Origin of the sequence: Streptomyces nigra (genome assembly GCF_003074055.1) — a bacterium.
GTDB classification, from domain to species: domain Bacteria; phylum Actinomycetota; class Actinomycetes; order Streptomycetales; family Streptomycetaceae; genus Streptomyces; species Streptomyces nigra.
This window is the reverse complement of record NZ_CP029043.1, coordinates 3,001,549-3,019,816: the sequence shown is the minus strand read 5'-3', so window position 1 is coordinate 3,019,816 and position 18,268 is coordinate 3,001,549. Positions and strand designations below refer to the sequence as shown.

The following is an 18,268-nucleotide window of genomic DNA, read 5'->3' as shown; positions in this document are numbered from 1 at the left end:
GTGAGTAACACGCCATGCGCCGCCGACTGATCCAGTCCACCCTCGCCGTCGTCCTCGTCGTGATCGCCGTGTTCGGTGTGTCACTGGTGATCGTGGAGACGCGGACGATCACCAGCACCGCGCAGGAGCGGGTGGACACCGAGGCGGTGCGGCTGGCCAGCATCGTCGACAGCCGGCTGCTCGGCGACGAGACCGTCGACGCCTCCGTGCTGCGCGAGCAGATCCAGGGCGACCGCTACGCGGAGATCCGCATCCCCGGCAAGCCCGTGATCCACGTCGGCGACAAGCCCGACGGCGACGTCATCAGCGCCCGGGAGCGGGGCGAGGAGGGCGAGACCGTCACCGTCCAGGAGCCCCGCTCCTCCGTGACCCGTGAGGTCGGCCGGACGCTGATGATCATCGCCGCGGTGGCCCTGCTCGCCGTGATCGCGGCCGTCCTGCTCGCGGTGCGCCAGGCCAACCGGCTGGCCTCGCCGCTCACCGACCTCGCCGAGACGGCGGAACGCCTCGGCTCCGGCGACCCCCGCCCCCGGCACAAGCGCTACGGCGTCCCCGAGCTGGACCGGGTCGCGGACGTGCTGGACGCCTCCGCCGAGCGGATCGCACGGATGCTGACGGCCGAGCGCCGCCTGGCCGCCGACGCCTCGCACCAGCTGCGCACCCCGCTGACCGCGCTGTCCATGCGGCTGGAGGAGATCACCCTCACCGACGACCCGGACACGGTGAAGGAGGAGGCGACCATCGCGCTGACGCAGGTGGAGCGGCTGACGGACGTGGTGGAGCGGCTGCTGACCAACTCCCGAGACCCCCGCAGCGGCTCCGCCGTCACCTTCGACCTCGACGAGGTGATCCAGCAGCAGCTGGCGGAGTGGCGCCCGGCGTACCGCAGCGCGGGCCGGGCCATCGTCAGCTCGGGCAAGCGGCATCTGACGGCGGTCGGCACCCCGGGCGCGGTCGCGCAGGTGCTGGCCGCCCTGATCGAGAACTCGCTCATGCACGGCGGGGGCACGGTGGCGCTGCGCACCCGCGTCACCGGCAACCAGGCGGTCATCGAGGTCACGGACGAGGGGCCGGGCATCCCGGCGGACCTGGGCGCCCGGATCTTCGAGCGGGCCATCAGCGGCCGCAACTCCACCGGCATCGGTCTCGCCGTCGCCCGCGACCTCGCCGAGGCGGACGGGGGACGGCTGGAGATGCTGCAGACGAACCCGCCGGTCTTCGCGCTGTTCCTGTCCCGCACGGCCCCGCCGAAGAAGTCCGGAGGGGACTCGGGGTCGACGGTCCGGTAGCGGGCCGCGGGGGAGGGCCGGTCACCCGACGGTCCGGGCGCGTCGTCCCTCAGCGCCGGGGCCGGTCAGCCGACGCGCTGGCGGGCCGCCTTGTCCGCGCCGCGCCGGGTCTTCAGGAACGATTCCCCACCGGCCACGGGGTCCTCCCGCACCGGCAGGGCGCGGAACACCCAGGTGCGGTAGGACCAGAAGCGGAACAGCGTCGCGATGCCGATGCCGAGGAACTTGAAGATGTTGCTCTGCAGCGGGCTGTCCCAGCCGAACCCGTACGTCGCCGTGTAGAGCACGCCGTTCTCGATGACCAGGCCCGCCGCGCTGAACAGCAGGAAGAGGGTCATCTCCTTGGTGCGCCGGCTCTTGTCGCGGTCGCGGTAGGTGAAGTACCGGAAGCCGATGTAGTTGAAGATGATCGCGACGACGGTCGCGATGACGCTCGCCCGCACCACCTGCAGATCGGTGACCTGCCGTACGAGGTTGAACGCGAGCAGGTTGACCAGCAGCCCCGCCCCGCCGACCGCGCCGAACTTGGCGACCTCGCGGGCGAGGCGGTCCAGACGCTGCCGCACCGAACCGCGCGCAGCGGGCGCCTCCTGAAGCCCCGAGGAACCACGTTCCATGGTCGTGAAGGCTCCTGTCGGTCGGTGGTCGTCAACTCAGCCATGCTAACCACCCCCCTCCGTGATCGCCCGTGCGTGACGTCCCGGGTCGGGAAGAGCCCCGGAAAAGTCCGGTAAGAGGGGTCACCCCGAGCGGCCGATACCCTAGGGGCGTGACGTTCCCGGTAGTCGGCATGGTCGGCGGGGGTCAGCTCGCTCGTATGACACACGAGGCGGGCATCCCGCTCGGCATCAGATTCAAGCTCCTCAGTGACACCCCGCAGGATTCCGCGGCGCAGGTCGTCGGTGATGTCGTCGTCGGCGACTACCGCGATCTGGACACGCTGCGCGAGTTCGCGCGCGGGTGCGATGTGATCACCTTCGATCACGAACACGTACCCACCGAGCACCTCAGGGCCCTGGAGGCGGACGGCATCCCCGTGCGCCCCGGCCCCGACGCGCTCGTGCACGCCCAGGACAAGGGCGTGATGCGGGCGAGGCTCGACGCGATCGGGGTCCCCTGCCCCCGGCACCGCATCGTGAGCGACCCGCAGGACGTCGCCGCGTTCGCCGCCGAGGGGGACGGCTTCCCCGTTGTCCTGAAGACGGTCCGCGGCGGCTACGACGGCAAGGGCGTCTGGGTCGTCGACTCCGCCGAGGAGGCCGCCGAGCCGTTCCGCGCCGGCGTCCCCGTCCTCGCCGAGGAGAAGGTCGACTACGTCCGCGAGCTCGCCGCCAACGTGGTCCGCTCCCCGCACGGCCAGGCCGTCGCCTACCCGGTCGTCGAGTCGCGGCAGGTGAACGGCGTCTGCGACACCGTCATCGCCCCGGCCCCCGGCCTGGACGAGGGCCTCGCCCTGCACGCCGAGGAGATGGCGCTGCGGATCGCGAAGGAGCTCGGTGTCGTCGGGCACCTCGCGGTCGAGCTGTTCCAGACCCGCGACGGCCGCGTCCTCGTCAACGAGCTCGCGATGCGCCCGCACAACTCCGGCCACTGGAGCCAGGACGGCGCGATCACCAGCCAGTTCGCCAACCACGTCCGGGCCGTCCTCGACCTCCCGCTCGGCGACCCGCGCCCCCGTGCCAAGTGGACCGTCATGGTCAACGTCCTCGGCGGCGACTACCCCGACATGTACTCCGCGTACCTGCACTGCATGGCCCGCGACCCCCAGCTGAAGATCCACATGTACGGCAAGGACGTGAAGCCCGGCCGCAAGGTCGGTCACGTGAACACCTACGGCGACGACCTCGACGACGTGCTGGAGCGCGCCCGTCACGCTGCCGGCTATCTGAGAGGCACGATCACCGAATGAGCCCTGTTGTTGGCATCGTCATGGGGTCGGACAGCGACTGGCCCGTCATGGAGGCCGCCGCCAAGGCCCTCGACGAGTTCGAGATCGCCTACGAGGTCGACGTCGTCTCCGCGCACCGTATGCCGCGCGAGATGATCACCTACGGCGAGCGGGCGGCCGGGCGCGGACTCAAGGTGATCATCGCGGGCGCCGGCGGCGCCGCCCATCTGCCGGGCATGCTCGCCTCCGTCACCCCGCTGCCCGTCATCGGCGTCCCCGTCCCGCTGAAGTACCTGGACGGCATGGACTCCCTGCTGTCCATCGTGCAGATGCCGGCCGGTGTGCCCGTGGCCACTGTGTCGGTCGCCGGGGCCCGCAACGCCGGTCTGCTCGCCGCCCGCATCCTCGCCGCGCACGACGAGGAGCTGCTGCAGCGGATGAGCGAGTTCCAGCAGGAGCTGAACGACCAGGCCACCGAGAAGGGCAAGCGTCTGCGCTCCAAGGTCGAGGGCGCGGCCGGCTTCGGCTTCGGCTCCGGGAAGTGACGCCGATGAGCTCCCTGGAGACCGCCCGGGACCTGCTGCGCGAGTTCCCCGTCGTCGACGGCCACAACGACCTGCCGTGGGCGCTGCGCGAACAGGTCCGCTACGACCTGGCGGCCCGCGACATAGCCGCCGACCAGAGCGCCCATCTGCACACCGACATCCCGCGCCTGCGCGCCGGCGGTGTGGGCGCCCAGTTCTGGTCGGTGTACGTCCGCTCGGACTACGCCGGCGACCAGGCGGTCAGCGCCACCCTGGAGCAGATCGACTGCGTACGGCAGCTGCTCGCCCGCCACCCGGCCGATCTGCGCCCGGCGCTGACGGCCGCGGACATGGAGGCGGCCCGCGCGGAGGGCCGTATCGCCTCCCTGATGGGCGCCGAGGGCGGCCACTCCATAGCCGACTCCCTGGCCACCCTGCGGGCGCTGTACGCGCTCGGCGTCCGCTACATGACGCTGACGCACAACGACAACATCGCCTGGGCCGACTCGGCGACCGACGAGCCCGGCGTGGGCGGCCTGTCCGCCTTCGGGCGCGAGGTCGTGCGGGAGATGAACCGAGAGGGCATGCTGGTCGACCTCTCGCACGTGGCGGCCACGACGATGCGCGACGCGCTCGACACCACGGCCGCCCCGGTGATCTTCTCGCACTCCTCGTCCCGCGCGGTCTGCGACCACCCGCGCAACATCCCGGACGACGTCCTGGAGCGCCTGCCCGCCAACGGCGGCGTCGCCATGGTGACGTTCGTCCCGAAGTTCGTCCTCCAGGCGGCCGTCGACTGGACCGCCGCGGCCGACGAGAACATGCGGGCGCACGGCTTCCACCACCTCGACACCACCGCCGAGGCGATGAAGGTGCACCGCGCCTTCGAGGAGAGCAACCCGCGCCCGGTCGCCACCGTGTCCACGGTCGCCGACCACCTCGACCACATGCGCGAGGTCGCCGGGATCGACCATCTCGGCATCGGCGGCGACTACGACGGCACCGCGTTCACCCCCGACGGCCTGAACGACGTCACCGGCTACCCGAACCTGATCGCCGAGCTGCTGGACCGCGGCTGGTCCCGGGCCGACCTGGCCAAGCTGACCTGGCGCAACGCCGTCCGGGTGCTCGGCGCCGCCGAGGACGTGGCCCGCGACCTGCGGTCCACCCGCGGACCGTCCAACGCCACCCTCGCGGACCTGGACGCCTGAGCACGGGAGGGCGGGGCCGGCCGGCCCCGCCCGCTACCCCCGAACGCCCGCCCCACCAGGAAGCCCCCGCGCCCCCGTGCGACGGTGACCGTACTGCTGATCAGGACGCCGATCACCTACGGAGACCGCCATGGCAGAGCTCAAGTACGACGCCGGTGCCGGGGCCGCCGCGACGGACGATCTGCCCGCGCCCCTCACCGGGGACGGCCCCGCGCCCGCCCCCGGACCGGTCCACGACCCCGCCGCGGCCGACCTGCTGGCACGCGCCCGCACCCTGCTCGACGCCCACCCCGTCGCCGACGGCTACAGCGGCCTGCCATGGGCACTGCGGCACCTGTCCTGGTTCGATCTGGACCTCGGCGAGAGCGCCGTCGACACCGATGTGCCGCGGCTGCGCGAGGGCCGCGTCGGCGCGCTGTTCTGGGCGCTGCACCTGCCGGAGGGCCTGACCGGCGACCGGGCCGTCGGCGCCACCCTCGAGCAGCTGGACCTCGTCAGGACCGTCGTCCGCGCCCACCCGGACGGGCTGCGCCTGGCCTGCGACCCCGGGCCGATCACCGACGTCCACCACAGCGGCCGGATCGCCGTCCTGCCCGGACCCGCCGGAGCCGTCGCCCTCGGCGACTCCCTCGGCATCCTGCGCTCCCTGCACGGGCTCGGGCTGCGCGCCCTGACGCTCACCGGCGTGTCCTGGGCCGGTGAGACCGGCCTCACCCGGTTCGGCGAGGAGGTGCTGCGCGAGATGAACCGGCTCGGTGTGCTCGCCGACCTCTCCGGCGCCGGCGCCGAGACGGTCCGCCGGGCCTGCGCGGTCTCCAAGGCACCCGTGCTGTGCACACGCTCCGCGGCCCGCGCCCTGCGGCCGCACCCCGCCAACCTCCCCGACGACCTGCTGGCCGCGCTCGGCGCCGCCAAGGGGCTGTGCATGGTGCCGCTCACCGCCGAGCAGACCGGCCCGTCCGTCCGGGACGTCGCCGACCACCTCGACCATGTGCGCGCGGTGGCCGGGGCGGACTGCGTCGGCCTCTCCGGCACCTACGACACAGGACCCGCCCACCCCCAGGACCTGCCCGACGTCTCCGGCTACCCCCGGCTGATCGCCGAACTGCTGCGCCGCGACTGGTCCGAGGCCGATATCGCCCTGCTGACCTGGGGCAACGCCCAGCGGGTGCTGCGCGAGGCCGACTTCGCCGCCCGTGAGGCGCAGCGCCGCAGGGAGCCGTCGACGGCGACGATCACCGACCTGGACGGCTGACCGCCGGCCGGCTCAGCCCTGGATGCCTCTAGGTCGTGTCCGCAAAGTCCCGTCGTTCGCCCGTAGGGCGGGCGCCGGGCGGCAGGCGGGACTTTGCGGACACGACCTAGTCGATCCGGCACAGGCAGAAGGGGTGGCCCACCGGGTCGGCGTACACCCGGAAGCCCTCCTCGTCCTGGGCCTGGAGCAGCCGCGCGCCCAGCCCCAGCACCTTCTCCTGGGCCGCGTCGACCTCCTCCCAGGTCGCCCCGGCGTCGAAGTCGAGGTGGAACTGCTGGGAGTCGTGGTCGGCCCGCGGCCAGTCAGGCGGGGCGTACCCCGGCGCCCGCTGGAAGGCCAGCCGCGGCCCGTCCGGGAGCCGCAGCACGACCCAGTCCGGGTCCTCGTCCTCGGGGGTGCCGCCGCCGACGCCCGCGTAGAAGCGGGCGAGAGCCCGCGGGTCGGGGCAGTCGACGACGACGGAGCGCAGACGTGCCGCGGGTGCCATGAGGTCCTCCTCGCTCAGCAGGCGCACAGGCAGAACGGGTGCCCCGCCGGGTCCGCGTAAACCCGGAAGGTCCGCTCGCGGTCGTCGGTCTCCAGCGGGCGTGCGCCCAGCTCCAGCACCGCCTTCTCGGCCGCGTCCAGGTCCTCGACCGTCAGGTCCAGATGGAACTGCTGCGAGTGCTCCGCCGACGGCCACCGCGGCGGCACATGGCCGGGCGCCGCCTGGAAGGCCAGCGTCGGCCCGCCCGGCACCTTCAGGTCCACCCACTCGCCCTCGTCCACGATCGTGCCGTCCAGGACCTGGGCGTAGAACTCCGCGAGCGCGCGCGGGTCGGGACAGTCCAGGACGACGGAGCCCACTTCGGCGATGGCCATGACTTCCTCCTCGAAGCCTCGAGTTACCCGCAGACCGTGTTTACCGGTAACTGCGTTACCCCATGCTTGCCTATAGGAGGTAACGTCGCAAGGGGATATGCGGAAGCGGGGATAGCGTGCAGCCATGAGTGACAGATCGCCCGCGCCCGGGGCCCTGGAACTGGTCCAGGCCCTGGTCAACACGGTGGACCTGGAGTCCGGCGCCGACGCGCTCGACACGGCCGAGGGCAGGGCGCGCTTCGGGCTGGCCGAGGCCGACCTGGCGGGCGCGCGCGAACTGCGGGAGTCCCTGCGGGCGGTCCTCCTGGCGCACGCCGGGCACCCTCCGCACCGCGCGGTCACCCCGCTCGGCGAGCTGCTCGCCGCCGCCCCGCTCGTGGTCGCCGTCGACAGCGCCGACGGCTCGGCCGCCCTCACCGCCGCCGGGGACGGGCCCCTGGCCTCCCGCGTGGCCGCCGCCGTCGCCCAGGGCCTCGTCGACGGCACCTGGATGCGCCTCAAGGCCTGCGAGGCGGCCGACTGCCACTGGGCGTACTACGACCGCAGCCCGGCGGGCCGTGGCCGCTGGTGCTCGATGCAGGTGTGCGGAGCGCGCGCCAAGATGCGCCGTTACCGCGCGAGATGAGCCACCCGGCGCACCTTTTAGCAAGGTTGTTGAAGATTCATTCGGCAATGCGCGGTCGTGTGCGGCAGAATGCGAAGGACGCCGTTTCGGCCGACTGAGCCTCGGCCGAAACGGCGTCCTTCGTCTCCAGGTCGTGAAGGGTCAGGCCGTCGGCCGGCCCATCGCCCGGTACGTCCAGCCCGCGCCCCGCCACAGCTCCGGGTCCAGCGCGTTGCGGCCGTCCAGGATCAGCCGGGTCGCCGCGACCTCGCCGAGCTCCCGCGGGTCCAGCTCGCGGAACTCGCGCCACTCCGTCAGATGCAGCACCACGTCCGCGCCGCGCACCGCCTCGATCGCGGTGTCCGCGTACCCGAGCGTCGGGAACAGCCGGCGGGCGTTGGTCATGCCCTTCGGGTCGTACACCGTCACCTGGCCGCCCTGCAGATGGATCTGCCCGGCGACGTTCAGCGCCGGCGAGTCCCGGACGTCGTCCGAGTCGGGCTTGAACGTGGCGCCGAGCACCGCGACCCGCTTGCCCAGGAAGGGCCCGCCGCCCAGCGCCTCGCGGGCCAGCTCGACCATCTGGCCGCGCTGGCGCATGTTGATCGAGTCGATCTCGCGCAGGAACGTCAGCGCCTGGTCCGCACCCAGCTCGCCCGCGCGCGCCATGAACGCCCGGATGTCCTTGGGCAGGCAGCCGCCGCCGAAGCCGATGCCGGCCCGCAGGAACTTCTTGCCGATCCGGTCGTCGTGTCCGATGGCCTCCGCCAGCTTCGCCACATCACCGCCGGCCGCCTCGCAGACCTCCGCCATCGCGTTGATGAAGGAGATCTTCGTGGCCAGGAAGGAGTTCGCCGAGGTCTTCACCAGCTCGGCCGTCGGGAAGTCCGTCACGACGAAGGGGGAGCCGGCCGCGACCGGCGTCGCGTACACCTCGCGCAGCAGCTTCTCGGCCCGCTCGCTGCGCACGCCCACCACGATCCGGTCCGGGTGCAGGGTGTCCTGCACGGCGAAGCCCTCCCGCAGGAACTCCGGGTTCCAGGCCAGCTCGACCTCGGCCCCGCCCGGAGCCAGCTCCAGCAGCCGCGCAGCGAGGCGGTCCGCGCTGCCCACCGGCACCGTCGACTTGCCGACGACCAGGCACGGCCGGCTCAGATGCTTGGCGAGCGACTCGACGGCCGCGTCGACGTAGCTCATGTCGCAGGCGTACTCGCCGTGCTTCTGCGGGGTGTTCACGCAGACGAAGTGCACATCGCCGAACTCGGCGACCTCCGCCCAGTCCATCGTGAACCGCAGCCGCCCCGTCGAGCCCTCGATCCCGGCGACATGCTTGCGCAGCAGGTCCTCCAGGCCCGGCTCGAACATCGGCACCTCGCCGCGGCCCAGCATCTCGATCTTCTCGGGCACCACGTCCAGGCCCAGCACCTCGAACCCGAGCTCGGCCATGGCCGCGGCGTGCGTGGCGCCGAGATAGCCGGTGCCGATCACGGTGATCTTGAGGGCCATGGGGGACTCCGTAAGTGAGGACGGGCGATGCGCGCCCGAGCATAGTCAACGGGCCCGGCGGGCAGATTCCCCGCTGTCGCCAAGCTCACGTATCAGTCCTCGGGGGCGACCTCTAAAATTTGAGTTACTTAACGGTAATTAGCGTCGGCATCACCCTTGCCAACACGAGCGTCCCTGGAGCGTGAGAGACCTTGGCCGGATCGGCTGACTTCGACCTGTACCGCCCGACCGAGGAGCACGACATGCTCCGCGACGCGATCCGCTCGCTGGCCGAGGCGAAGATCGCGCCGTACGCCACGGCGGTGGACGAGGAGGCGCGCTTCCCGCAGGAGGCGCACGACGCCCTCGTGGCCAACGACCTGCACGCCGTGCACGTCCCCGAGGAGTACGGCGGCGCGGGCGCCGACGCCCTCGCCACGGTCATCGTGATCGAGGAGGTGGCCCGCGTCTGCGCGTCCTCCTCCCTCATCCCGGCCGTGAACAAGCTCGGCTCGCTGCCGGTCATCCTCTCCGGCTCCGAGGAGCTGAAGAAGAAGTACATGGCCCCGCTCGCCAAGGGCGACGGCATGTTCTCCTACTGCCTGTCCGAGCCCGACGCGGGCTCCGACGCGGCCGGCATGAAGACCAAGGCCGTCCGCGACGGCGACCACTGGGTCCTCAACGGCGTGAAGCGCTGGATCACCAACGCCGGCGTCTCCGAGTTCTACACGGTCATGGCCGTGACCGACCCGAGCAAGCGCTCCAAGGGCATCTCCGCCTTCGTGGTCGAGAAGGGCGACGAGGGCGTCTCCTTCGGCGCCCCGGAGAAGAAGCTCGGCATCAAGGGCTCCCCGACCCGCGAGGTCTACCTGGACAACGTCCGGATCCCCGCCGACCGCATGATCGGCGAGGAGGGCACCGGCTTCGCCACCGCGATGAAGACGCTGGACCACACCCGTATCACCATCGCCGCCCAGGCCCTCGGCATCGCCCAGGGCGCCCTCGACTACGCCAAGGGCTACGTCCAGGAGCGCAAGCAGTTCGGCAAGCCGATCGCCGACTTCCAGGGCATCCAGTTCATGCTCGCCGACATGGCGATGAAGATCTCGGCGGCCCGCGCCCTGACGTACCAGGCCGCCGCCGCCTCCGAGCGCGGCGACGCCGACCTCACCTACCTCGGCGCCGCGGCCAAGTGCTTCGCCTCCGACGTCGCCATGGAGGTCACCACCGACGCCGTCCAGCTCCTCGGTGGCTACGGCTACACCCGTGACTACCCGGTGGAGCGCATGATGCGCGACGCCAAGATCACCCAGATCTACGAGGGCACCAACCAGGTCCAGCGCATCGTGATGGCGCGCAACCTGCCGTAACCCCACGGGATTTGACGAGGAAGGGCGTCCGGGTGCTCCGGGCGCCCTTCACTCGTTCGGACCCAGAGGGACAGGGATGGCGGAATGGGGGAGTGTGCACCCTGTGCGCGTTCTGTCGGGAATTGATGGGGTCCGCCCGATGGCGCCCCGCTCCGGGCGGGCGTAGGACAGAAGGGCACGGGGCCCGCCCCGGGCTCCCGCGTACCCAGGAGGAGTCATGACCCAGCCCGGAACCATGCCCGCCATGACCAAGGAGATGCAGGACTGCGTCGACGCCTGCATGACGTGCCACAGCGTCTGCGAGGAGACCATGAGCTCCCTCATGCAGATGGGCGGCCAGGGCCAGATGCAGGTCATGCGGGCGCTGATGGACTGCGCCGAGACGACCCGCATGTGCGCCGACATGATGATGCGCCGCTCGCCGATGTCGGCCGAGATGTGCGCGATGTGCGCCAAGGCGTCCGAGATGTGCGCGGAGGCGTGTATGTCCATGCCGGACGATCCGCAGATGATGCGGTGCGCCGAGGCGTGTCGCCGCTGCGCCACGACCTGTCGCGCGATGGCCGGCGCCACCATGTGACACCGCCCGGCACACGTACGAGGGCACCCCGGCCGGGGTGCCCTCGCTCGCGTGCGGGTGCGCTACTTGCTCTTGACGGTCACCGTCTCGTCGTTCTTCAGCTCCTCCACCAGCTGCTTCACCTTGGCGGTGTCCCACTGGAGGTTGCCGTTCGCGGCGTTGCCCGAGATCGGCATGTTCATCGAGGTGCCGTCGCCGCCGCTGACGCCCTTCATCGCCCAGAACATGGACGCCAGGTCCCACAGGCCCATGTCCTCGTCGACGATCAGGGAGTCCAGGCCGGCGCCCATCGTCGGGTAGAGCTTGAAGGGGTTCAGGACCGTGCCCGGCGTCGCCACCTGGTTCGCCAGGGCCGACAGGAACTTCTGCTGGTTCTTGGTGCGGTCCAGGTCGGAGCCGGGCAGCGCGTACCGGGTGCGGACGAAGGCCAGGGCCTCCTCGCCGTTCAGGGTCTGCTTGCCCTTCTTGAAGTCGGCGCCGGACTTGGTGTCCTTGATGTCCCGGGGGATGTCGATCTCGACGCCGCCGACCGAGTCCACGATGTTCGCGAAGCCCGCGAAGCCGATCTCGACGTAGTGGTCGATGTGCAGCCCGGTGTTGGCCTCGACGGTGCGGACCAGCAGCTCCGGGCCGTCCTCGGCGTAGGCCGCGTTCAGCTTCGTCTGCCGTCCGGTGCCCTGGTAGAGCTTCCCGGAGTCCGAGCCCTTGTACGAGGGGATCGTGACGTTGGAGTCACGCGGCAGCGATATCAGCGTGGGGCTGCCGCTGCCGGTGTGCAGGATCATCATCGAGTCCGTGCGCTTGCCCTCGGCGGAGCCGGTGTGCAGGTTCTTCTTCTGCTCGTCGGTCATGCCCTCACGGCTGTCGGAGCCGACGATGAGGTAGTTGGTGCCCTCGCCCGCCTCCGGCCGGTCGATGACCTTGGACAGGTCGACGTCGCGGTTCAGCTTGGAGTCGGCCCAGAAGTACGTGGCGACGCTCGTCACGACCAGCAGTGTGACCAGGGTGATCGAGGTCACCTTGATCCGGCGCCGCCAGTTCGGCGCGGGCCGCCCACCGCGGGGTCCGCCGCCGTCCCCGGCGCCGCCTCCGCCGCCGTACACCTGTCCGGTGTTGTAGCCGCTGACGTATCCGTCGTCATAGCCGCCGTGGCCGCCGTGGCCCTGTCCGTCCACGTACGAGGGCTGGCGCGGCACACCGCCGTAGCCCTGGCCGGGCGGCGCCCCCTGGCCGCGGCGGACCTGCCGCATCACGCGGGCGCTCTCCGGCTGCGCGCTCGCGCTGCCACGCCCGTACCGGGTGCCGCGGTCGTCGTCGGACCATCGCTGGGGCCAGTCATTCATGCGCCCAAGTGTGCAGGGCGCGACCGGGTCCCCCACAAGGTTCGAAGGAAAATAGAGGCACGGCTGTTGCGAACCCAACACAAAGTCCGCGATTTCCACCTCGGCATAAGGTGGAGGACATGACAGACCAGGCCACCACCGCGGAAGCGGGCACCGAGGAGATCCCGGGCAAGCCGATCTCCGCGTCCCGCACCACCCTCAGCCACATCATGACCCACAGCGACACCAACCTTCTGGGGACCGTGCACGGTGGCGTGATCATGAAACTGGTGGACGACGCCGCGGGCGCGGTGGCCGGCCGGCACAGCGGCGGTCCCGCCGTCACCGCCTCGATGGACGAGATGGTCTTCCTGGAGCCGGTCCGCGTCGGCGACCTGGTCCATGTGAAGGCGCAGGTCAACTGGACGGGCCGGACCTCGATGGAGGTCGGCGTACGGGTCCTGGCCGAGCGCTGGAACGAGTCGACGCCGCCCACCCAGGTGGGCTCCGCCTACCTCGTCTTCGCCGCGGTCGACGCCGACGGCAAGCCGCGCCGCGTCCCGCCGGTGATACCCGAGACGGACCGCGACCGGCGCCGCAACCAGGAGGCGCAGATCCGCCGCACCCACCGCCTGGCCCGCCGCCGGGCCATCATGGAGCTGCGCGCCAAGCGGGCGGCGGAGGGCTTCGACGACTGACCCCCGGCCGGGCCCGGCTCAGGCGCAGCCGGCCTCGTCGCCCCTGAGGACCACGGTGTCCCGGGTGGGGTCGGCGGCCCGCACCTTGCGGACCGTGCCGAAGTCCGTGCCGACGATCACCTTCAGGGTCGGGCCCAGCCCCTTGACCGCCCGCAGTTCGCTTCCGGGCAGGGCGGCGGCGAGCGACTTCGCGGAGCGGTCCCAGCCGGGGTCGTGGGCGACGACCGTCCGCTTCACCGAGCGGTCGGCCGCGTCCACCGGCTGTCGCGTCGTACGGAACCCGACGGCCGCGAGGGCCGTGTCGGCGCGCTTGCCGAGGCCGGTGCGGTGGGTGCCGTTCTCCACCTGGACGCGGATCTGCTGGGGGGCGACCTCGACGGTGACGGCCTTGCGCTTCGTGCGGTGCGCGGCCAGCGGACGGTCCTCGCGCAGCGCGCGGAACAGGCGCTCGGCACGTGCGGTGTCCCACTTCACGGTGGAGCCGAGGCCCTTCACCAGATGGCCGAGCTGCCCGATGGGCACGGTGGCGAACTCCGACGACGACGGGGAGAAGTTCCGCATCGCCCGCCCCAGGTCCAGCAGCTCGCCGGTGCCGAAGCCCTTGTCGGCGCGGACCGAGCCCAGCACGGCCCGGGTCACGTCACGGAAGCGGATCGGGTTCAGCAGGATGCCGGAGGACGTGGCCCGCTCGATCAGGGCCGCCATGAAGCGCTGCTGGCGCTGGACCCGGCCCAGGTCGGCGTCGCCGTCGATGTGCCGGGCGCGCACGAACTGCAGCGCCTCGCCGCCCCTCAGCTCGTGGTCGCCGGCGGGCAGGTCGAGGCCCGTGTAGGAGTCCTTCAGCGGGGTGGAGGTGCAGATCCGCACTCCGCCGAGCACGTCGACCGTCTTCATGAAGCTGGTGAAGTCGACCTCCAGATAGTGGTCGATCTTGACGTGGGTCATGTGCTCGACCGTGCGCACGGTCAGTCGGGGGCCGCCCTCCGCGTACGCCGCGTTGAGCTTGATGGGGTGGGCGGGCCGGCCGTCGGCGGCGGGCACCTCGGCGTAGGAGTCGCGGGGCAGGCTCACCACGCTCGCCCGCTCCCGGTCCTCCGAGATGTGCACGAGCATGATCGTGTCGGTGCAGTGGCAGGGGGCGCCGCCCAGCCGGTACTTGCGCCGCTCCTGCGGGGTGATGCGGTCGCGGCCGTCGGTGCCGACCAGCAGGACGTTCATGCCGTGCCCGCCCTGCGGCCGGTTCTTCATGTCCTTGAACGGGTCCACCCGCGCGATCTTCGCGTCCAGGCTGGTCACCACCGCGTGCCCGATCCCGGCGGAGGCCAGGACGACGACGGAGAGCGTGGTCACCGCCCGCATGGCCCAGCGGGGCCGCCTGCGCCGAACGGGCGCGACCGGCCGCGCCCCGCCGCGGGACGGCTGCGGGCTGCGCTGCGGGGAGCCGGAGGAGCGGCGGGGCGGCGTGGGCATGAAGGGATACCTCCGCTGGGGCGTGCCCTGGGGGCCGTACGTGGGATCCGTGAGCACCGTAGGCCCATACGATCTGCTGCCCGGTGCACCGGACACGGCGGGGCGCACCCGTGTCCCCCGTTCGCGGTAACGTGAGCCCCCTATGAACGCCAATCCCGACGTGCAGCTCCCCGCCGTGTCCGTCATCATGCCCGTCCTCAACGAGGAGCGGCATCTGCGCGGAGCCGTCCAAGCGATCCTCGCGCAGGAGTACGCCGGCGAGATGGAGGTCGTGATCGCCCTCGGTCCGTCCACGGACCGCACGGACGAGATCGCCGCCGAGCTCGTGGCCGAAGACCCGCGCGTTCACACCGTCCCGAACCCGACCGGCCGGACGCCCGCCGCCCTGAACGCGGCGATCAAGGCGTCCCGCCACCCGATCGTCGTCCGCGTCGACGGCCACGGCATGCTCTCGCCGAACTACATCGCGACCGCCGTACGGCTCCTGGAGGAGACCGGCGCGCAGAACGTCGGCGGCATCATGCACGCCGAGGGCGAGAACGCCTGGGAGCAGGCCGTCGCCGCCGCGATGACGTCGAAGATCGGCGTCGGCAACGCCGCCTTCCACACGGGCGGCGAGGCGCAGGCCGCGGAGACCGTCTACCTGGGTGTCTTCCGGCGCGAGGCGCTGGAGCAGCAGGGCGGCTACAACGAGGAGTTCATCCGCGCCCAGGACTGGGAGCTGAACTTCCGGATCCGCGAGGCGGGCGGCCTGATCTGGTTCTCGCCCGAGCTGAAGGTCTCGTACCGCCCCCGTCCGTCGGTGAAGGCCCTCGCCAAGCAGTACAAGGACTACGGCCGCTGGCGCCATGTCGTCGCGCGCTACCACGCCGGCTCCATCAACCTGCGCTATCTGGCCCCGCCGACGGCGGTCTGCGCGATCGCGGCGGGCCTGGTGCTCGGCGCCGCGGTGACCCCGTGGGCGCTGGTCGTCCCCGGCGGCTACCTCGCGGCCATCACCGCGGGCTCGCTGCCGGCCGGCAAGGGCCTGCCGCTGAAGGCCCGGCTCCAGATCCCGGTCGCCCTGGCCACCATGCACATGTCCTGGGGCTACGGCTTCCTGACCAGCCCGCGCTCCCTGGCCCGCAAGGTCATAGCCTCCCGCCGCCCGGCGGTCCACAACGCCGAAGCGACCTCCTGACCCAACGGCTCCGATACGAACGAGGGTTGCCGCAGCACCACCGCGGCAACCCTCGTGCGCATACGGACGTCAGCCGCAGTGGAACCAGCCCGACGGCGGGACGTGGTCCTGCAGGAAGTTGGCGCCGCCGTTGGGACGCCACATGTCCAGCTCGAAGTTGATACAGGTGTTCTTGCCGTTGACCTTCACGGGTCCGGCCTCGTAGCTGAAGTAGCCGTTGTCGTTGTCGTGCCCGCCGGCCTTGGTCCACAGGTCCAGGTTCATCCGGGAGCTGACGCCGTAGTAGGAGCCCGCCTTGACGGACCGCGCGCAGTTGTAGGTGCCGTCCCAGTAGAGGTAGGTCGTGGCGACGTGCGGGTGTGAACTGGTCGTGTAGTCGTAGTGCTTGATCTGGTCGATCAGGGTTCCGCTGCAGCCGGCGGTGGCCGCGGCCTGCGCCGCGGGCGCGGTGGCCAGCGGGACCCCGACGCCCAGGCCGAGGACCATGGCCCCGGTGGTGATCCAGCGGGTGGCTCTGAACTTCACGCTTTTCTGCATCAGTTCCAGACCTCTCACTTGCGCGACGGATCGGACGCCTCGTGCCGGGTCTCGTGAACCCCGCGAACGGCCCCAAGATCGTGGCATGTTCCGGTCATTGAGTGATCGTCAGTGCTCGCCGATGACTGAAGATCGCTGTCGATTGGCCATAAAAAACGGGACCGCCCTCGTGGTGAGGGCGGTCCCGTGAGGTGGCTGCGGTGGCCGGTGGCTACCAGCGGTACGGTGCGTAGACCTCCATGCACTGGTCCTCGTCCGAGCCGTTGATGGCGTCGGAGTTCTCCGGGAGGCTGCCCGCCGACGGCTTGGACTCCTTCGGGTACGCCGTGCCCGTACGCCAGTCGGAGCCGACGACGACCGTGACGCCCGAGACGTCGGTGGTCCGGCGTACCGAACTCTCCGGGATGCCCAGCGCCTTGGCGACCTGCAGGGCCTCGCCCCTGAGGTCCTCGCTCGGGTAACGGACCACCGTGCGCTCCACGGAGACCGCCGGTGACGAGTCCTGCAGCGCCTGGGTGAACCCCTTGCCGACCAGATGCCGGGCGATCGCGTGGGCGCGGCCGGAGACGGGGGCGAGGGTGGCGGTCCGGGTGCCGTTCACCACCGAGACGCCGATGCTCTCCGGGGCGGACGTGGGGGCGGCGGAGGCATCCTTCTCCTCGTCGGAGTCCTTGCCGCCGCTCTTGCCGTCCTTGCCCTTGCCGTTCTTGTCGAAGGCCACGTCCTCGCGGAGCATCTGCCACATCTTGTCGGCACCCGACCCCGGGACCAGATGGTTGGCGTTCTGCGGATCCTGGACGTTGGGCATCGTCGTCATGGTGATCCGGTCCGTCGGCACCGACTTGAGCTGCATGCCGAGGTCGTACAGCTTCTTGACGGTGCCGATCTCCTCGGACACCGTCAGCGACTTCGTCGCCGCCTCGGCCAGGTCCATCAGGCGCCCGGTGTCGGTGAAGACGTTCTGCTTCTTCAGCGTGCGGATCATCGAGTTCATGTACATGTGCTGGGCGCGCGCCCGCAGCGGGTCGCTGCCCCACGCGTGCCGGGTGCGCAGCCACTGCAGCGCCTGCTTGCCCTCGACGTCCTTGCGGCCGGCCTTCATCTTCAGCCCGGAGCCGCCGGGCACGCCCGGCAGCGGGCGGTCCCACACGTTCTGCTCCACACAGACCTCGACGCCGCCGATGGCGTCCGCCATGCTCACCACGCCTGCGAAGTCGATCGTCATCCAGTGGTCGATGTAGACCCCGGTGAGGTTCTCCCAGGTGGCCAGGGTGCAGCCGGCGCCGCCCCGGGCCAGCGACGAGTTGATGATGTCGTTGGTCGCCGGGTACTTCTTGCCCGTCTGAGGGTCGGTGCACTCGGGGATGTCCACGCGGGTGTCCCGCGGGATGCTCACCACCGCGGCGCTCTCGCGGTCCGCGGACAGATGGATGAGCATGTGCACGTCGCCCAGCGGCGGATTGCCCCGGTTGTCCCGGCTGCCGCCCAGCGCGACGTTCGCGTCGGAGTTACGGCTGTCCGAGCCGATCAGCAGGATGTTCAACGGGGTCTGGCCGGCCGCGTTGGGCTCGGCCTTCTTCGCCTTGGAGTCGCCGCTGGTCCGCTCGCCCTTCTCGATGTTGGCGTTCAGATGCCGGTAGTACAGATACCCGGCACCGGCCGTCCCGAGTATGACGACCGCCAGGATCGTCGCCGACCAGCGCAGCGCACGCCGCTTGCGGCGCCCGTCGCCGGGCCGCCCCGAGCCGTCTCCACGTCCCCCGCCGTGCCGCCCGCCGCCCGGGCCGTCCGGTTCGGCCGGCGTGCCCTGACCGGGCTGCCGGGTGAGCGACATCGTGTCGTCCACAGCGGGGACCTCCCCCCGCACACCGCTCTGCGCCAACTCTCTGCCCTTCCCCACCCCTGGCCCGCACACCGTCGCTCCGCGCCGGACCTCCCTGTCCGCGGCGGAGCGAACCCCTGCATCGAGCCAACCTGTCCGACATCCGGTCCGC

18 protein-coding genes are annotated in these 18,268 nt (G+C 71.3%); 10 read left to right on the top strand and 8 right to left on the bottom strand.

What is annotated here, in order from left to right:
* Positions 1-14 precede the first annotated feature (14 nt).
* A complete protein-coding gene (locus DC008_RS13795; protein WP_108707235.1) occupies positions 15-1,289 on the top strand; it encodes an ATP-binding protein in 1,275 nt (424 codons plus the stop codon).
* Between the two features lie 65 nt (positions 1,290-1,354).
* Here the strand turns inward: DC008_RS13795 and DC008_RS13790 are convergent, their stop codons facing one another.
* On the bottom strand, positions 1,355-1,906 hold the full coding sequence (locus DC008_RS13790) for a GtrA family protein (protein WP_108707234.1): 552 nt from the start codon (positions 1,904-1,906) through the stop codon (positions 1,355-1,357).
* A 152-nt stretch (positions 1,907-2,058) separates the two neighbouring features.
* Here DC008_RS13790 and DC008_RS13785 point away from each other — a divergent pair, with 152 nt between their 5' ends.
* From DC008_RS13785 to DC008_RS13770, 4 genes are all read left to right on the top strand, one after another.
* On the top strand, positions 2,059-3,198 hold the full coding sequence (locus DC008_RS13785) for a 5-(carboxyamino)imidazole ribonucleotide synthase (protein ID WP_108707233.1): 1,140 nt from the start codon (positions 2,059-2,061) through the stop codon (positions 3,196-3,198).
* Positions 3,195-3,722: a 5-(carboxyamino)imidazole ribonucleotide mutase gene (gene purE, locus DC008_RS13780; RefSeq protein ID WP_079033826.1), complete on the top strand. Its 528-nt coding sequence runs from the start codon at positions 3,195-3,197 to the stop codon at positions 3,720-3,722. The genes DC008_RS13785 and purE overlap by 4 nt, the downstream gene beginning before the upstream one ends.
* Before the next feature lie 5 nt (positions 3,723-3,727).
* The gene (locus tag DC008_RS13775; protein ID WP_108707232.1) at positions 3,728-4,912 is read left to right on the top strand and encodes a dipeptidase; all 1,185 of its coding nucleotides are present in this window, start codon (positions 3,728-3,730) and stop codon (positions 4,910-4,912) included.
* Positions 4,913-5,042: 130 nt separating this feature from the next.
* On the top strand, positions 5,043-6,167 hold the full coding sequence (locus DC008_RS13770; RefSeq protein WP_108707231.1) for a dipeptidase: 1,125 nt from the start codon (positions 5,043-5,045) through the stop codon (positions 6,165-6,167).
* A 106-nt stretch (positions 6,168-6,273) separates the two neighbouring features.
* Here the strand turns inward: DC008_RS13770 and DC008_RS13765 are convergent, their stop codons facing one another.
* Positions 6,274-6,654, bottom strand: coding sequence for a VOC family protein (locus tag DC008_RS13765; protein WP_108710684.1), 381 nt, complete (start codon positions 6,652-6,654; stop codon positions 6,274-6,276).
* Positions 6,655-6,668: 14 nt separating this feature from the next.
* A complete protein-coding gene (locus DC008_RS13760; protein ID WP_055624251.1) occupies positions 6,669-7,028 on the bottom strand; it encodes a VOC family protein in 360 nt (119 codons plus the stop codon).
* 124 nt (positions 7,029-7,152) lie between these two features.
* Here DC008_RS13760 and DC008_RS13755 point away from each other — a divergent pair, with 124 nt between their 5' ends.
* Positions 7,153-7,653 (top strand): CGNR zinc finger domain-containing protein, encoded by a 501-nt coding sequence (locus DC008_RS13755; protein WP_108707230.1) that lies wholly within the window; start codon positions 7,153-7,155, stop codon positions 7,651-7,653.
* A 141-nt stretch (positions 7,654-7,794) separates the two neighbouring features.
* Here the strand turns inward: DC008_RS13755 and DC008_RS13750 are convergent, their stop codons facing one another.
* Positions 7,795-9,138, bottom strand: a complete 1,344-nt coding sequence (locus DC008_RS13750; protein WP_108707229.1) for a UDP-glucose dehydrogenase family protein — start codon at positions 9,136-9,138, stop codon at positions 7,795-7,797.
* A 191-nt stretch (positions 9,139-9,329) separates the two neighbouring features.
* On the opposite strand from DC008_RS13750, the gene DC008_RS13745 reads away from it, so the two are divergent.
* Together DC008_RS13745 and DC008_RS13740 are read left to right on the top strand one after the other, a co-directional pair.
* Positions 9,330-10,487, top strand: a complete 1,158-nt coding sequence (locus DC008_RS13745; protein ID WP_108707228.1) for an acyl-CoA dehydrogenase — start codon at positions 9,330-9,332, stop codon at positions 10,485-10,487.
* 217 nt (positions 10,488-10,704) lie between these two features.
* On the top strand, positions 10,705-11,067 hold the full coding sequence (locus tag DC008_RS13740) for a four-helix bundle copper-binding protein (RefSeq protein WP_108707227.1): 363 nt from the start codon (positions 10,705-10,707) through the stop codon (positions 11,065-11,067).
* 62 nt (positions 11,068-11,129) lie between these two features.
* Here DC008_RS13740 and DC008_RS13735 read toward each other — a convergent pair whose 3' ends face one another.
* Positions 11,130-12,410, bottom strand: a complete 1,281-nt coding sequence (locus DC008_RS13735) for an LCP family protein (RefSeq protein WP_108707226.1) — start codon at positions 12,408-12,410, stop codon at positions 11,130-11,132.
* A 119-nt stretch (positions 12,411-12,529) separates the two neighbouring features.
* Here DC008_RS13735 and DC008_RS13730 point away from each other — a divergent pair, with 119 nt between their 5' ends.
* Positions 12,530-13,087: an acyl-CoA thioesterase gene (locus DC008_RS13730; protein WP_108707225.1), complete on the top strand. Its 558-nt coding sequence runs from the start codon at positions 12,530-12,532 to the stop codon at positions 13,085-13,087.
* 18 nt (positions 13,088-13,105) lie between these two features.
* Here DC008_RS13730 and DC008_RS13725 read toward each other — a convergent pair whose 3' ends face one another.
* Positions 13,106-14,557, bottom strand: coding sequence for an LCP family protein (locus DC008_RS13725; RefSeq protein WP_164492307.1), 1,452 nt, complete (start codon positions 14,555-14,557; stop codon positions 13,106-13,108).
* A gap of 142 nt (positions 14,558-14,699) precedes the next feature.
* On the opposite strand from DC008_RS13725, the gene DC008_RS13720 reads away from it, so the two are divergent.
* The gene (locus tag DC008_RS13720; protein WP_108707223.1) at positions 14,700-15,737 is read left to right on the top strand and encodes a glycosyltransferase family 2 protein; all 1,038 of its coding nucleotides are present in this window, start codon (positions 14,700-14,702) and stop codon (positions 15,735-15,737) included.
* Positions 15,738-15,806: 69 nt separating this feature from the next.
* Here DC008_RS13720 and DC008_RS13715 read toward each other — a convergent pair whose 3' ends face one another.
* Positions 15,807-16,262: a hypothetical protein gene (locus DC008_RS13715; protein ID WP_123954004.1), complete on the bottom strand. Its 456-nt coding sequence runs from the start codon at positions 16,260-16,262 to the stop codon at positions 15,807-15,809.
* A gap of 223 nt (positions 16,263-16,485) precedes the next feature.
* Complete coding sequence (locus DC008_RS13710) at positions 16,486-18,108, bottom strand: LCP family protein (RefSeq protein WP_164492446.1); 1,623 nt, start codon at positions 18,106-18,108, stop codon at positions 16,486-16,488.
* Positions 18,109-18,268: the final 160 nt, after the last annotated feature.